Source organism: Burkholderia pulmonis, assembly GCF_984667975.1.
The window spans coordinates 3,245,345-3,261,137 of sequence record NZ_OZ480187.1 but is presented as its reverse complement, the minus strand read 5'-3'; the positions used below and the strand labels follow the sequence as shown (position 1 = coordinate 3,261,137).

At 66.4% G+C, this 15,793-nt stretch carries 12 protein-coding genes; 8 read left to right on the top strand and 4 right to left on the bottom strand.

What is annotated here, in order from left to right; translation table 11 throughout:
* Window positions 1–25 precede the first annotated feature (25 nt).
* The 7 genes from AC5LXK_RS31405 (at window position 26) to AC5LXK_RS31375 (ending at window position 9,712) form a co-directional block, all read left to right on the top strand.
* Entirely contained in the window at window positions 26–1,096 is a 1,071-nt protein-coding gene (locus AC5LXK_RS31405; RefSeq protein WP_493392539.1) for a DUF6421 family protein, read from the top strand.
* 56 nt (window positions 1,097–1,152) lie between these two features.
* Window positions 1,153–2,994 (top strand): dihydroxy-acid dehydratase, encoded by a 1,842-nt coding sequence (ilvD, locus tag AC5LXK_RS31400; RefSeq protein WP_493392538.1) that lies wholly within the window; start codon window positions 1,153–1,155, stop codon window positions 2,992–2,994.
* A 2-nt stretch (window positions 2,995–2,996) separates the two neighbouring features.
* On the top strand, window positions 2,997–4,190 hold the full coding sequence (gene metC / locus AC5LXK_RS31395) for a cystathionine beta-lyase (RefSeq protein ID WP_493392537.1): 1,194 nt from the start codon (window positions 2,997–2,999) through the stop codon (window positions 4,188–4,190).
* A 61-nt stretch (window positions 4,191–4,251) separates the two neighbouring features.
* Window positions 4,252–5,568 carry an LLM class flavin-dependent oxidoreductase gene (locus AC5LXK_RS31390; RefSeq protein ID WP_493392536.1) on the top strand — a complete coding sequence of 439 codons (1,317 nt, stop codon included), beginning with the start codon at window positions 4,252–4,254 and terminating at the stop codon, window positions 5,566–5,568.
* A 69-nt stretch (window positions 5,569–5,637) separates the two neighbouring features.
* A complete protein-coding gene (gene gshA / locus AC5LXK_RS31385) occupies window positions 5,638–7,260 on the top strand; it encodes a glutamate--cysteine ligase (protein WP_493394093.1) in 1,623 nt (540 codons plus the stop codon).
* 37 nt (window positions 7,261–7,297) lie between these two features.
* Window positions 7,298–8,488 (top strand): benzoate/H(+) symporter BenE family transporter, encoded by a 1,191-nt coding sequence (locus tag AC5LXK_RS31380; protein ID WP_493392535.1) that lies wholly within the window; start codon window positions 7,298–7,300, stop codon window positions 8,486–8,488.
* A 63-nt stretch (window positions 8,489–8,551) separates the two neighbouring features.
* Entirely contained in the window at window positions 8,552–9,712 is a 1,161-nt protein-coding gene (locus AC5LXK_RS31375) for a mandelate racemase/muconate lactonizing enzyme family protein (protein ID WP_493392534.1), read from the top strand.
* 341 nt (window positions 9,713–10,053) lie between these two features.
* On the opposite strand, the gene AC5LXK_RS31370 is transcribed toward AC5LXK_RS31375, so the two are convergent.
* On the bottom strand, window positions 10,054–10,977 hold the full coding sequence (locus AC5LXK_RS31370) for a LysR family transcriptional regulator (RefSeq protein ID WP_493392533.1): 924 nt from the start codon (window positions 10,975–10,977) through the stop codon (window positions 10,054–10,056).
* A gap of 839 nt (window positions 10,978–11,816) precedes the next feature.
* On the opposite strand from AC5LXK_RS31370, the gene thrS reads away from it, so the two are divergent.
* On the top strand, window positions 11,817–13,037 hold the full coding sequence (thrS, locus tag AC5LXK_RS31365; RefSeq protein ID WP_493392532.1) for a threonine--tRNA ligase: 1,221 nt from the start codon (window positions 11,817–11,819) through the stop codon (window positions 13,035–13,037).
* Window positions 13,038–13,127: 90 nt separating this feature from the next.
* On the opposite strand, the gene AC5LXK_RS31360 is transcribed toward thrS, so the two are convergent.
* The 3 genes from AC5LXK_RS31360 to AC5LXK_RS31350 are packed head-to-tail and all read right to left on the bottom strand — an operon-like array spanning window position 13,128 to window position 15,597.
* The gene (locus tag AC5LXK_RS31360) at window positions 13,128–13,862 is read right to left on the bottom strand and encodes a polysaccharide deacetylase family protein (RefSeq protein ID WP_493392531.1); all 735 of its coding nucleotides are present in this window, start codon (window positions 13,860–13,862) and stop codon (window positions 13,128–13,130) included.
* Window positions 13,863–13,885: 23 nt separating this feature from the next.
* Window positions 13,886–14,446, bottom strand: coding sequence for a hypothetical protein (locus AC5LXK_RS31355; protein ID WP_493392530.1), 561 nt, complete (start codon window positions 14,444–14,446; stop codon window positions 13,886–13,888).
* The gene (locus AC5LXK_RS31350; protein WP_493392529.1) at window positions 14,443–15,597 is read right to left on the bottom strand and encodes a glycosyltransferase; all 1,155 of its coding nucleotides are present in this window, start codon (window positions 15,595–15,597) and stop codon (window positions 14,443–14,445) included. The genes AC5LXK_RS31355 and AC5LXK_RS31350 overlap by 4 nt, the downstream gene beginning before the upstream one ends.
* Window positions 15,598–15,793: the final 196 nt, after the last annotated feature.

Genomic DNA, 15,793 nt, shown 5'->3' with positions numbered 1-15,793 from the left:
GACGCGCGCCGACAGGACGACCGACATGAAACGCGAAATCGTACAAGCCACCAACCGCTGCCGCAGCGAGATCCTCGCGGGCGGCTTTCGCACCGACGTCACGCGCATTGCCCAATGCGCACGGACGCACCTCGGCGACTATGCCGACAACCCGCACGTGCGCGCGCTGCTCGTGACGCTGGAAAATCGCTGCCTCGCATCGGGGCGCCTGCTGGACCTCACGTACTCGGTTGATCCGAGCTTCATCCTCGGGTTCTTCGACGTGCCGTACAACGCCGACGCGTTCCTCGAGGCGGCCGCTATCGCACCCGTGCCGATTCCGCCGAGCGTGCTTGCCGTCGCGCCGGACGGCAATGCGCTGCCGGTGCAGATCCGCATGTGCACGGACGGCTTCCGCAATCCGCTGGCGGTTGCCGTGTTCGGCGAAAACTTCATCGACGCCGATCTGCACGCGTATCACAAGGCGTATTACTTCATCGACAAGTTCGTCGAGCGCTTCAAACGGTACACGCGCCCGGCGATCGAAGCGAGATGGTCGCCGACGGCCTTTCCGGATCTGCTCGCGGCCGACGACGAACTGCTGACGCAGGCCAGCGCGATCTGGGTGCATCTGCACGAATACCACCATCGCACCGGCTTCCTGCCGATTCCCGAGTACCTCGATGCGAAGAGCACGCGCAACGGCGCGGGCGCGGAGGAGTTGCGCGTCGACATCCTGTCGATCCTCGCGCTGTTCCGGCTGCGCTCGGACGACCGCGTGCTGCGCGCATCGATCCAGTACATCCTGGCCGAGCGCCTGATCCGCTACCCGCTGCAGGCGCCGCCGCTCGACAACTACGACGCGCGCTCGTCCGTCGCGCTGTTCCATTACCTGTCTCGTCACGGCGTGATCGCGCAGCGCGGCGAAACACTCTATTTCGAAGGGGGCTACGAACGCCTGACCCAGGCGCTCAGGTCCATCGTGATCAAGCTGACCGCGCTCGAATACAAGCTCAGCGTGTCGTCCGATCTCGACCGGCGAAAGATCCTGTCGTTCGTGCTGCCGACGCTCGCGAAGAACGACAACAACTGGGGTGGGGCCGGCAGGCCGCACTGACGGCGGGCCGCTTGCCGGCCGCCGACCTTTTCGAACCGAATCAACCGAGGATCACGATGCCTACCTATCGTTCACGTACTTCCACCCACGGACGCAACATGGCCGGTGCGCGCAGCCTGTGGCGCGCCACCGGAATGACCGACGCTGATTTCGACAAGCCGATCATCGCGGTCGTCAACTCGTTCACGCAGTTCGTGCCGGGCCACGTCCACCTGAAGGATCTCGGCCAGCTCGTCGCGCGCGAGATCGAAGCGGCCGGCGCGGTCGCGAAGGAATTCAACACGATCGCGATCGATGACGGCATCGCGATGGGTCACGACGGCATGCTGTACAGCCTGCCGTCGCGCGAACTCATCGCCGACAGCGTCGAATACATGGTCAACGCGCACTGCGCGGATGCGATGGTGTGCATCTCGAACTGCGACAAGATCACGCCGGGGATGCTGATGGCCGCGATGCGCCTCAACATTCCGGTGATCTTCGTGTCGGGCGGCCCGATGGAGTCCGGCAAGCTGACCTTCCGCGGCAAGCGGCGGTCGTTCGACCTGATCGACGCGATGGTGGTGGCCGCCGATGAGCAGATATCGGACGACGAAGTGCGCGCAGTCGAGAACGTCGCCTGCCCGACCTGCGGCTCGTGCTCGGGCATGTTCACCGCGAATTCGATGAACTGCCTGGCCGAGGCGCTCGGGCTCGCGTTGCCGGGCAACGGCTCGGTGCTCGCGACGCATGCGGAACGCAAGCGGCTGTTCCTCGAGGCCGGTCGCGTGATCGTCGATCTCGCGCGCCGCTACTACGAGCAGGACGATGCGAGCGTGCTGCCGCGTTCGATCGCGACGCGCGAAGCGTTCGAAAATGCAATGACGCTCGACATCGCGATGGGCGGCTCGACGAACACGGTGCTGCATCTGCTGGCCGCCGCGCATGAAGGTGAAGTGCCGTTCACGATGGCCGACATCGACCGGCTGTCGCGCCGCGTGCCGGTGCTGTGCAAGGTCGCGCCGTCCGTGCAGGACGTGCACATGGAGGACGTGCATCGCGCCGGCGGCGTGATCGCGATCATGGGCGAGCTGGATCGCGCGGGGCTGCTGAACACGACGCTGCCGACGGTCCACGCGCCGAGCGTCGCGCATATGCTCGCGCGCTGGGACGTGATGCGCAATCGTGTCGATTCGGTCGCGCGCTTTTATCGCGCGGCGCCGGGCGGTGTGCGGTCGCACGTCGCGTTCAGCCAGGACAACCGCTACGACGAGCTCGATCTCGACCGCAAGGCCGGCTGCATTCGCGACGCCGAGCACGCGTTCTCGCGTGACGGCGGGCTCGCCGTGCTGTTCGGCAACATCGCACGCGACGGCTGCATCGTGAAGACCGTCGGCGTCGATGGCGGGATGCTGAGCTTTTCCGGCACCGCCCGTGTGTTCGAAGGGCAGGAGGAAGCGGTCGAGGGCATCCTTGGCGGCGCGGTCGGGCCGGGCGACGTCGTGATCGTCCGCTACGAGGGGCCGCGAGGCGGGCCCGGGATGCAGGAAATGCTGTATCCGACCAGCTACCTGAAGTCGAAGGGGCTCGCGAAGCAGTGTGCGCTGATTACCGACGGCCGCTTCTCGGGCGGCTCGTCCGGGCTGTCGATCGGGCACGTGTCGCCGGAGGCGGCCGAAGGCGGCGAGATCGGCCTGATCGAGGACGGCGACGTGATCGAAATCGACATCCCGAACCGCTCGATCCGTGTCGTCGTCGGCGACGACGAGCTGCAGCGTCGTCGCGCGGCGATGGAAGAGCGCGGCGAACGCGCGTGGCAGCCGGAGAAGCGGCAGCGCCGCGTGTCGGGGGCGTTGCGCGCGTATGCGGCGATGACCACCAGCGCCGCGCGCGGCGCGGTGCGCATCGTGAAGGGGTGATCATGCGGCCCGCCCCGATCCGGCCGGCAGCAGCCGACGCGCAGGTCGACACCGTGCTCGTCACGGGCGGCCGCACGCCGGCCGCGCACCACGGCTTCGTCAATCCGCCCGTTTATCGCGGCTCCACCGTGCTCGCGCCGAGCGTGGCCGATCTGCTCGGCTACACGCAGCCCTACGTTTACGGCCGGCGCGGCACGCCGACGACCGCGGCGCTGCAGGACGCGGTGCTTGCGCTCGATCATGGCGCCGGTGTCGTGCTGTGCCCGTCGGGGCTGGCCGCAATCACGACCGCACTGTCGTCATGCCTGTCGGCCGGCGATCACCTGCTGATGACGGACGCGGTGTACCGGCCGGCCCGGCAGCTGTGCGACGGCGTGCTGCGGCGCGCGGGCATCGAGACCACGTACTTCGATCCGTGCGCGTCGGTCGACACGCTCGCCGCGCTGATCCGGCCGAACACGCGGGCGTTGTATCTCGAGGCCCCGGCATCGCAGAGCATGGAGATGTGCGACGTTCCGGCGCTCGCCGCACTCGCGCACGACCGCGGGCTGGTGGTGCTGTTCGACAACACGTGGGCGACGCCGCTGTTCTTCGATGCGTTCGCGCACGGCGCCGATCTCGTGATCCAGGCCGGCACCAAGTATCTCGCCGGCCACGCCGACGTGATGATCGGCATGGTGTCGGCATCGGCGCGCGCATTGGCCGCGCTCGAGCAGTACCAGCGGGACACGGGGCAGTGCATCGGCTCGGACGATGCGTTTCTCGCGCTGCGGGGGTTGCGCACGCTCGGCGTGCGGATTCGCCAGCACCAGGCGAATGCGCTGCGCGTGGCGCGCTGGCTCGCGGCACGCCCGGAAGTGCGGCGGGTCTGCTATCCGGCGCTCGAGGACGATCCCGGGCATGCGCTGTGGGCGCGCGACTTCAGCGGCGCGACCGGGCTGTTCTCCGTCGTGCTGCGGCCGGCGCCTGCGCAGGCCGTCGCCGCGTTGCTCGAAGGGCTGGCCTATTTCGGGCTCGGCTATTCGTGGGGCGGCTACGAAAGCCTCGCGATGCCGTTCGACTGCTCGGCCTATCGCACCGCATCGCACTGGGACCCGGGCGGCCCGTGCGTGCGCTTTCACATCGGTCTCGAAAACGCCGACGACCTGATCGGCGATCTCGAGGCCGGCTTCGCCCGCTTCAACGACGCGCGCTGACGGGCCGCGCCACGCGCGGCCCGCACGCATTGCGCCTCATTCCGACGACGAGGAACCCCGTATGACGAAGCAACTCTGCCTGGGTGGATTCATGCGACCGATCTGCCTGCACACCGCATGGTGGCGGCATCCGAATGCGCCGACGCTCGCAAACTTCAACTGGCCGATCATCCGGTCGCTCGCGCAGAAGCTCGAGCATGCATGCTTCGACGCGGTCTTCACGGCCGACCATCTCGCGGTGATGCCGATGCCGCCGAACGCGCTCAAGCGCAGCGGCACGATCACGTCGTACGACCCGCTCGTGATGCTGTCGGCGATCGCCGCGTGCACCGACCGCATCGGCCTGATCGCGACCGGCACGACGAGCTACGAGGATCCATACCTGCTCGCACGCCGTTTCGCGTCGCTCGATCACCTGAGCGGCGGGCGCGCGGGCTGGAACATCGTCACGACCGTCAATCCGGAAGCCGCGCTCAATTTCGGGCTCGAGACCGCGTTGCGGCACGCGGAGCGCTACGAGCGCGCGGAAGAGTTCTTCCAGGTCGTGACGGGGCTGTGGGACGGCTGGTCCGATCATGCGCTCGTGATGGACAAGGAAGCCGGCGTGTTCTCCGATCTCGACCGGATCCGGCCGCTCAACCACAAGGGCAAGTTCTTCTCGGTGAAGGGGCCGCTCAACGTCGCGCGGCCGGTCCAGGGCTGGCCGGTGATCGCGCTCGCCGGGGCGTCCGAGGAGGCACGCGACATGGCCGCGCGATCGGCCGATCTCGTGTTCGGCAACGCACGCAGCATCGAGACGGGCCGCGCGTTCTATCGCGACGTGAAGTCGCGCGCGGTCGCGGCCGGACGCAATCCCGACCATCTGAAGGTCCTGCCCGCGAACCAGGTGTACGTCGGCCGCACGCGTGCCGAAGCGCTGGCGAAGAAGCGCTACATGGACGATCTCGTGCACGTCGACAGCAACATTCCGAACCTGTCGATCCGGCTCGGCGTCGACTGCTCGAAATTCGATCCCGACAAGCCGTTGCCCGATCTGCCGCATACCGAGCAGGGGCAGGGCAACCAGCGCGAATGGGCGGCACTGGCGCGTCGCGAGGGGCTGACGGTGCGCGAACTCGCGAAGCGTGCAGCCGAATCCGGCACGGGCGAGATGGTCGGCACGGCGTCGGAAATCGCCGACCAGATGGAGGAGTGGCTGATGACGGAGGCATGCGACGGCTTCATCGTCGTGTTCTACACGGTGCCCGACGGCTACGACGACTTCGTGACGATGGTGGTGCCGGAGCTGCAACGGCGCGGCCTGTTCCGCACGCGCTACGAAGGTGCGACGCTGCGCGAGAACATCGGCCTGCCGCGGCCGAAGAGCCCGCTCGACTGAGCGGTGCCGCATCCGAATTCGTGACGGGAGACCGTAATGACCCATGAAGCCTCACCCAGACACACGTGGATGACGACGACCTATCGCCGCCGGCTGGGCGTGCTGAGCGACGTGGCCCATCTGCCGTTGCTCGGCCACGGGCTGTGCGGCGTCGAGCGCGAGACGCTGCGCGTCGATGGCGCCGGCCGGCTCGCGATGACGCAGCATCCGCGCGCGCTCGGCGCGGCGCTCACGCACCCGTCGATCACGACGGACTATGCGGAGCCGCTGCTCGAGTTCGTCACGCCGCCGCAGCACGACGCCGCCGACGTGATCGAGCGGCTCGACGAGCTGCATCGCTATGCGTGCCATGCGATCGGCGACGAGCTGCTGTGGAGCCAGTCGATGCCGTGCCCGCTCGACGACGATCGCCGCATTCCGATCGCGTGGTACGGCACGTCGAACCTCGGCATCCTGAAGCACGTGTACCGGCGCGGGCTCGCGTTCCGCTACGGCAAGGCGATGCAGTGCATCGCCGGGATTCACTACAACTATTCGCTCGCGGATGCCGTGTGGCCGCTGCTGCGCGACGGGCGCGCGCCGGCCGGCCGCGACGGGCACGACGCGCGTTCGGCCGGCTATTTCGCGCTGATCCGCAATTTCCACCGCTACGGCTGGCTGCTGCTGTACCTGTTCGGCGCGTCGCCGGCGCTGTGCGCGGGCTTCGTCGCGGGTGACCTGCACGACCTCGACACGTTCGATGCGCAGACGCTGTACCGGCCGTACGCGACGAGCCTTCGCATGAGCGACCTCGGCTACCAGAATCGCGTGCAGGGCGCGTTCGCACCGTGCCTCGACGCATTGCCGGCCTATCTGGAAGGGCTCGCGAGGGCCGTCGCGCAGCCGTGTCCCGAGTACCAGGCGATCGGTGCGAAGCGCGATGGCGAATGGCTGCAGCTCAGCACGCACCTGCTGCAGATGGAGAACGAGTTCTACTCGGCGATTCGTCCCAAGCGCACGGTGCGCAGCGGCGAGCGGCCGCTCGATGCGTTGCGCAGCCGCGGTGTCGAGTATGTCGAAGTGCGGTGCCTCGATATCGATCCGTTTGCGCCGCACGGCGTATCGGAGACGACGCTGCGCTTCGTCGATGCATTCCTGCTGTTCTGCGCGCTCGACGACAGCCCGTGCTTCACGGATACCGAACAGGACAGCTGCCGGCGCAATTTCTCGACGGTTGCACGGGAGGGCCGGCGGCCGGGGCTCGAGCTGCAGCGTGGCGGCGAACGCGTCGCGCTGCGCACCTGGGCGCACGAACTGCTCGCACGCGTTCACGAGGCGGCCGGCGTGCTGGATCTCCAGCGCGGCGACACACGGACGACCGCGGCGCTCGATGCGCAATACGCGAAGCTCGACGATCCGCGGGTGACGCCGTCGGCGCGCGTGCTCGACGCGCTGCACACGCTGCGCGACGACGCGCGCGGCGCGTGCTTTGCGTTCGGAATGCGGCAATCGCGCGTGCATACCGGGGATTTTCGCGCGCGACCGCTGCCGGCCGACCTGCAGGCGCGATTCGACGCGACGGCGGCCGAGTCGCTGAGCCGCCAGGCCGATCTGGAGCGCACGCAGATCGGCAACTTCGACGCGTTCCTCGCCGCCTATCACGCCGGAACGCTGAACCAGGAGTGCGGCGAGCCGGCACACGGCGCGCGATGACGTTGCCGCCGTATCCAATCCATTCCACGGAGGACAGATGAGCAGTATCGCGGAAATGAAGACCGGACGCGGGTTCTCGGCACGTGCGGCCGGCGCAGGAGCGCTGGCATCGTTCGTCGGGTTCGCGTCGACGTTCACGCTGATCGTGAATGCGCTGACGAACGTCGGCGCGACGCGCGCGCAGGCTGCGTCGGGCCTGATGGCGGTGTCGATCGTGATGGGGCTGGCCGGCATCGTGCTGAGCTTCCGGACCCGGATGCCGGTCAGCGTTGCGTGGTCGACGCCCGGTGCCGCGCTGCTGCTCGGCCTGGGCGCCGTGAAAGGCGGCTATCCGGCGGCGGTCGGTGCGCTCGTGCTGACGGGCGTGCTGTTGACGCTGGCCGGCCTGTGGAAGCCGCTCGGCCGCATGATCTCGAGGATTCCGCTGCCGATCGCGAACGCGATGCTCGCCGGGATCATCCTGAATCTGTGCGTCGCGCCGGTGCATGCGCTCGCACAGTACCCGCTGTACGTCGCGCCGATCCTGCTCGTCTGGGTCGTCATGATGCGGGTCAGAAAGATCCTCGCCGTGCCGTGCGCGGCAGTCGCGACGCTGGTCGTGATCGCGTTCATCGCGAAGGGCGGCAGCGTCGGTGTGGACGGCATGATGCCGCATCTCGCGCTCGTCGCGCCGGTGTTTTCCGTGGCGACGATGATGAGCGTGGCCGTGCCGTTGTTCATCGTGACGATGGCGTCGCAGAACATTCCGGGTGTCGCGGTGCTCAACGTGAACGGATACCGGCCCGAAGCGTCGCGGCTGTTCACCGCCACGGGGCTGTGCAGCCTGCTGGCCGCGCCGTTCGGCGCACCGCCGATCGGGCTGGCCGCGATCACCGCCGCGCTGTGCGCGGGCGAGGAGGCGGGCCCTGACGAATCGCGCCGCTACTGGGCGGGTATCGTGTGCGGCGCCGCGTACATCGTGTACGGGCTGGCGGCGAGCGCCGCGACGCTTTTCATTGCGGTCGCCCCGCCGATCATCATCGAAGCCGTTGCGGGCCTCGCGTTGATGAACGCGCTCGGCGGCGCGCTGCTCAACGCATTCACCGACAAGGATGCGCGCGAAGCCGCGATCCTGACCTTCCTCGTGACGATCGCCGGCCATGCGTTCTTCGGCATCGGCGGCGCGTTCTGGGGATTGCTGACCGGCATCGGCGTGACGTTCGTGCTGCGTCGCGGGCAGAGCCGGTGATGCAGCACGCACGCGCGGCCTGACGAAATTCTGTTGCATCCATCAAAACAAAACGGAGCAGACATGCAGCACACCATCGTGAAAATGACCGCGACGCCGGTGTTCGCGCGCGGCGACGCCGAGATCGCCGGTGTCCGGTTGTCCGGCAAGCTGTCGGGCGTCATCGTCGAAATCGAGACGTCACAGGGCGTGGTCGGCCACGGCTTTACGGCGATCACCGACGAGGCGGTCGTGGCTGCCGCGATCGATCACGTTGCCGCACCGAACCTGGTCGGCATGAATGTCGTCGAGCGCGAGCGGATTCTCGACAAGCTCTACTGGCTGCTGTGCCCGCGCGGGCAGACCGGCTATGCGGGGCACGTGATCTCGGCGATCGACATCGCGGTCTGGGATGCGATCGGAAAGATCGCGGGCATGCCGGTATGGAAAATGCTGGGCGGCGCGCGCCCGGTGGTGCCGCTTTATACGACGTTCGGCTTCGCGTCGCTCGAGCGCAGTGAACTGACCCATGCTGCGCGCGCGCTCGTCGGTGCCGGGCACCGGCGCATCAAGATGATCGTCGGCTATCACGCGCTTGCACGCCGCAACGAAGGGCGGCCGCTCGACCAGGTCGTCGCCGACGATGTGGCGCGCGTGCGCGCCGTTCGCGATGCGGTAGGCGACGCCGCCGAAATCTATATCGACGCGAATTGCGGGCTCGATCACTATCACGCGCTGCGGCTCGCCGAACGCGTGGCCGACTGCAACATCGGCTTCTTCGAGGAGCCGATTGCCGACAACGATCCGGTCAAGCTCGCCGACCTGAGAAAGCGCGGCGGCATTCCGGTCGCGACCGGGCAGAGCGAGGGGCAACTGTTCCGGTTCCGCGATTTCCTCGTGAACGAATCCGTCGACATCCTGCAGCCCAACGTATGCGTGTGCGGCGGTTTTTCGGTCGCGGCGCGCGCGGCCGCGCTCGCGCAGGCGTTCGGCGTGCCGATCGACAACGGCGGCACGTTCCCGTTCCACAACATGCACCTGCACGGCGGGCTCGCGAACGGCGGGTCGGTCGAGTGGCACGTCGTCGCGGTGGAGATCTGCCGGAACCTGTTTACCGGCCTGCCGGCCGAGCACGACGGCACGCTGGCGCTGCCGGATGCGCCGGGCCTCGGCTTCGGCATCAATCGCGACGGCGTGCGCGAATTCTCGTCCGGCCCCGGATCGCTGGGGCACGGCAAGGCCTGACCGGCAGCCGAAGCCTGCCCGCTGCGGGAGGCTGCGTTGCGCACCCAGGCAGGCGTTGCTGACCGGATTGGTGGGACGGGGCCCCGCTGTGCGGGGCTCTTTTGCGTTGGCAACGGATGCCGTGCGTGGTTGGCCTGCTATCGGATGGGGTGCTGCGTTCCTACCCGAAAAAATAGGCGAGCAAGCCATCTTCTCGATCGGATGCGATGGCACCGACAAATGGCCGGGCATGCCCGGTGTCCTACATGATCGAGCGACCGAGCGTGCGTATGCATGCGTGTATTGCTGGTTGAACCGCGAGCGGCTGGCGGATCAGTCCCGAGCGTTGACCGTTGTCGGGATCAAGCCGGTCTCGTTTGAGGTGCGAGTGTTCGCACGATGTTGATGAAGCTCGCGAGGACGTGCCCGATATCGTCTTTCCGCCAGACAAGACCCGTTTCGACGACGGATGGCCCGTGCGCCAGAGGGCGGTAGATGACGCCCGTACGTCGCAGGTTACGAAGCGATTGCGGGACCAGGGCGACGCCCATGCCGGCGGACACGAGACTGACGATTGTCTGCATCTGGATCGCTTCCTGACCAATGCGCGGAACGATGCCGGCAGAACTGTAGCACTCCATAATGGTGTCGTAGAAGGCCGGTGCGAGATGCCGCGGAAAAATCACGAGCGGAAGCGCGGCGACGTCCGGCAGATGAATGGGTACATCCTCGGGGGCGTTCGATGCGGCGGCCGGCATCGCGAGCACAAGCGGTTCGCTCAGGACCGGAAAATACGACAGTTCAGCCGCGTAGCGTGGCGAAACCGGCGGGATGATCAGGCCCGCGTCGATGTGGCCTGCGGCCAGTGCGTCTATTTGAACGTCGCTTGTCGCTTCGGTGAGTTGCAATCGCACCAGCGGATAGCGGGCGCCGAATTCGCGTAGCAGCGATGGCAGGAGCCCGTAATCGGCAATCGAAACAAAGGCGAATGACAGTTTCCCGGTTTCGCCGCGCGCGAGACTCTGCGCGAGCCGGGGAAGCGCTTCAGCCTCGGCGAGCAGCTTGCGTGCCTCGGGCAGCAACGCTTCTCCGACAGGGGTTAGCGCAACCGTTCGGTTCGTGCGCGCAAACAAAACGACGCCCAGTTCCCGCTCCAGGGAACGGATAGCCTGTGAGAGGGGCGGCTGGGTGATTGAAAGACGCACGGCGGCGCGGCCGAAGTGTCGCTCCTCGGCAACTGCCACGAAGTAGTACCACTGGCGTAGATCGGGAGGGGAGTTGAACATTCTCGTGAAATGCGACTAATAGCGATGAACAATATATTGGACAAGCGGTATGTAGTGCATGGTTTGCCGGTCCGCATGCTGACGATGGGTTTGGCTGATCTTCGAGTATTGTCGATGTCCCCTTCGCTTTGTGGTGCCCGCGAACGATAGTGACGCAACAGCGTTGTATCGCTTTCTCATTCGGAAGCAATGCATCTCGGTCTGTTCAATTATTTATCATTACCTCGATGTGCCGAGCGAGCGGGTGCAAGTGGGATCTTACCTGCATCTGCAATCGAATTACAGCCATCTCGAAGAGTGGCGGACGGTGTCGGGTGCAAAACGCACACGCGAGCGACCGAGCGCTTGCGTTCGACTTGGCGGACGAAGGTCGTATAACCCACCTGCCGTTATCGATGTTGCGCTTCCGAGGTATCGAAAGATAATCGAAAGTGATTGCGCGACACCTGCTCAATCCCCGTTTGACGGGACATGACGATGTCGGTGTATCCGAAAGAAATGGATGTGTATTGAAATAACCGGAGACGCGTGATTTCGAGTCCCGCGCAAGATCCAGCGGGGGTGCGATGGCGATGAATTCGGGCTGCCTTTTGCATACCCGAGACGCAGCGCATTCGAATACGCGATTGACAGGCGACGAGAGGTTGTCTAGATTCACCACATGAACGCACGTTTCGTCACGACCACCACGACCACCACCACGACCGCCAAGGGCGGGCCGGGGGGAGGTTGCACGTCGTAGGACAGTGCGTCACAGCATCCCCAGGAGCCCCGCCGGAAACGGACGGGGCTTTTTTCATGCTCCGTTCGACCGGCACCGAACGTCAACGGAGAACGTGATGGACGATTTCGATCATCGAGTGCTTGGCAACCGACTCGACCTGTTTCACCAGCAGGATGAAAGTCCGGGCGCCATTTTCTGGCATCCCCGCGGCATGATCCTTTATCGCGTCGTCGAGGAATCCATTCGTGCCCGCATGCGGCAAGCCGGCTTCGCGGAAGTCAGGACACCTCAGATTGTCTCGCGCGAGCTCTGGGAGCAGAGCGGTCATTGGGAGAAGTTCGGGCGAAACATGTTTTCGCTCGAGAGCGACGGCAAGCCGTACTGCCTGAAGCCGATGAGCTGCCCGGGCCATGTGCAGGTCTTCAGGAAAGGCACGCGCTCGTATCGCGATCTGCCGGTCCGGTATGCGGAGTTCGGCGCGGTTCACCGGGCCGAGCCGTCGGGGGCGTTGCACGGCCTGATGCGTGCCCGGGCATTCACGCAGGACGATGCCCATGTGCTGTGCATGCCCGGCCAGGTCGAGGTCGAAGTGGCGCGCTTCTGCGTGTTGCTGAAGACGATCTACGCAGACTTCGGGTTCGACGGATTCGACGTGGCGCTGTCGACGAGGCCGCCGCTTCGCGCCGGCGACGATGCGGTGTGGGATCGCGCGGAGGCGATGCTGGCGTCCGCTGCGCGGGCGGCGGGCCTGGAATTCTCGGTCCAGGCGGGCGAAGGCGCATTCTACGGCCCCAAGCTCGAGTTTCATTTGCTCGACCGCCAGGGGCGGAAGTGGCAGTGCGGAACGATCCAGCTCGACTTCGTATTGCCGGAGCGGCTCGGCGCAACCTATGTCGCGGAGGACGGTGCGAAAGCCGCGCCCGTCATGTTGCATCACGCGGTGCTCGGGAGCCTCGAACGGTTCATCGGCATCCTGCTCGAGCACTACGAGGGGTGGCTGCCGACGTGGCTGGCGCCCGATCAGATCGTCGTCGCGAACATCGGAGAAGGCGAGCGCGCATTCGCCGACGAAACGGCGTTCGCGTTCGAGGAAATCGGCTGCCGGGTGCGGCGGGATTTCCGTTCGGAACGCCTGCCGCGCAAGATCTTCGACGCGACGGAGCTGGCCGCGCCGATCGTCGCGGTCACCGGGCGGAAGGAAGCGCTGGCCGGCGAGGTGTCGTTGCGAATGAGGGGCGGGGAGCAGCACGTGCTGAAGATCGACGATGCGCTGGCGTACCTGAAGCAGCATGCGCGCGCGCTGTCCGCGACGCGGGTGTTTCGGCCGCCGGTTTGAGCGGCCGGCGGGGCCCGTCCATGTGTCGTCGCGGCATGGACGGGTATCGGGTATCGCTCGGCGGGCGGCCGGGCGATGTGCCGGCGCATGTCAGCCGCGCCCTGCGATCCTGCCCTTCACGCACTTGAACCAGAGCCGTACCGGCCCGACCCCGCCCGCCACCGGAATCCGCGGCAGCAGGAACGGATCGTCGGCCGCACCGGCACATCCGCGCCGGGTCGTGGTCGCATTGCCGTAACCGGCGTCCCTGACCTGGTCGCGCACGCGCGCGTCCAGGTCGCCGTACGGATAGCAGAACGATTCGACCGGCTGGCCGCTCAGCATTTCGAGTTGCCGCTTCGATTCGGTCACCTGAAAGTCCGATACGGGCGGCGGCACATACGACAGCGCGACGTGATCGAGCGTATGCGAGCCGATTTCATGGCCGTGATCGCGCCACGCGAGCATGTCCTCGCACGTCATCAGCGGCGAGCGCGAGGTAGGCGCATCCGCGTCCCAGTCGTTCGCGCCGCCGAACCGGCCGGCGACGAAATAGCAGGTCGCGGTGAACCCGAGTGCGTCCAGCACGGGCATCGCGTGCGTCAGCACGTTGAGGAAGCCGTCGTCGAACGAAATGCCGAAGACCTTGCCCGTGCGCTCACCGCGCAGGTACGGCTGCAGTTCGCGCACGCTGACGCCGCGGTAGCCGAGCCGCTTGAACAGCGTCATCTGGCGGCGGAATGCGTCGGGTGCGACGCTCAGGCCGCGCAGCCGGTCGGACGGCGGCGGCAGCGGGCGGATCTGGTGATACATCAGGATCGGGTAGCGTGGGGTGCGCGCAAGCATCGGTGGATCGCGTGAAAGCGGGGTTACGCGGCCTTGCGGAAAATCCGCAGGGTCTTGAAGTCGCCGACTTCCACGAAATCGGCATTCGCGGCCCACTGCGCGATGATCGGTTCGGCCTTCCGGTAGGCCGACGAGCCCTTGTAGAACAGCAGGTGGCCGTTGGGCGCGGTATGGCGCGCGAACAGGTCGAGCACCTCTTCGTCGGTCTTCGCGCCGTAGCGGGTGTTCGATTCGTCGCGGAACTCGCACAGATGGAACAGCGTGACGACGTCGAACGCCGGCAGCAGGCCCGAATTGCTCGTGTAGATGTCGCCGAAATACGCGAGATAGGTCTTGCTCACCTCGGGTTGCCGCGTGACGAGATCGACATACGACTTGTATTCCTTCGGCGACGCCGTCACGCCGAAGACGGTGTTGTTCAGGTGCGGCCGCGCGCATTCGACGCCGACGTGGTGATGGCCGCCGGTGCCGAAGTGGTAGATGCGCACGCCCCTGAGGCGCACGGATTCCAGCCACTCGACGAAGTGCACGTCGCACGGGCATTCCTGCGTGCGCAGATCCCAGTACTTCTTCCAGACATTCATTGCCATTTCGTGGTTCTCAGGGAAGTCACCCAGCGATAGGGGTTGTGTCGAATCGATTTCTGATAGACGGACAGGGTCGCGTCGACGAAGGTGTCGAACGAGAATTCGCGCTTGCCTTTCAGCCGCGCGCTGCGGCCCATCGCGCGGACACAGCCGGGTTCCTGCACGATCGCGCGCAGGATCGCCTCGATCGCTTCGGGCTCGCGCGGCGGGACGACCCAGCCGTCCACGCCCGGCTCCACGTTCTCGGGCAGCCCGCCCACGCGCGTCACGATCGCGGGGCAGCCGAGCGACATCGCTTCGCGGCACGCATACGACAGGCTCTCGTGGTACGACAGCACGAACGACACGTCGATGATCGAGAACGGCGTCCGCACGTCGTCGAGCCGCCCGGTGAAGGCGGTGCGCGACGCCATGCCGTGTCGCGCGATCTGCTCGCGTTGCTCGCCGGACGGCTCCGCGCCGACCAGCAGCACGCGAAACCGCTCGCGCTCGGATTCGGGCAGGCGGCCGAGCGCCGCGATCAGATCCATCCAGCCTTTTTCCGGCGCGGTGCCGGCGCTGCTGCCCAGCACGATCGCTTCCGCACCGGTCGATCCGAACAGCGCGACCTTGCGGCGGCGGATCTCGTCGCCCGCCAGTCGTTCGCCGGCCGCCCGCCGCACACCGTGCTTGACCACCGTGACGTTGTCGTACGGCGACCGCAGCGCGAGCATGCTCGCGACGTAGTCGCTGACCGCGATCGTGTGATCGGTGGCCAGCCGGGCGCGCAGCAGGTTGCCGAGGCTGTCGGCGCGATAGGTGTTGTGCTTGGTGAGGACGACCGCGGGCCGATACCGGCATCCGAGCAGCGCGAGCATCACCTGCCGGTGATCGGCGGAGCCGTTGACGTGAATGACGTCGAAGCGCTCGGCGACGATCCGCTGGCGCAGCCGGACGATTTCCTGGCACAGCCGGTTCCAGCGCGGCTTGAATTCCATGTCGAAGATGGCCACGTCGGGGCTGTCCTTCAGCAGTCGCGACAGGCGACTCCCCTCCGGCGACGCGACGGTCACACGGTGATGGCGGTTCATCGCGACGGCGAGATCGCGGACGTAGGTGTCCTGGCCGCCGCCGTAGTCGCCGTGGAAATTGGTGTACAGAATATTCATCACGATGCCGTTTTTTCTCGATCGCTCACTTCAAAGGACTACTGATGAAATGAACGACTCAGCCTGATGGGAGCAATGACTGAAACACGGTGCCGCATTTCCGACTCGGGATTGCGCGTCGACGTCAAGGGACAGGGGCAGCGCGAATCATTTCCAAATATTACATATCGTTTACGTGCCGTAGTGTCGAAGTCTG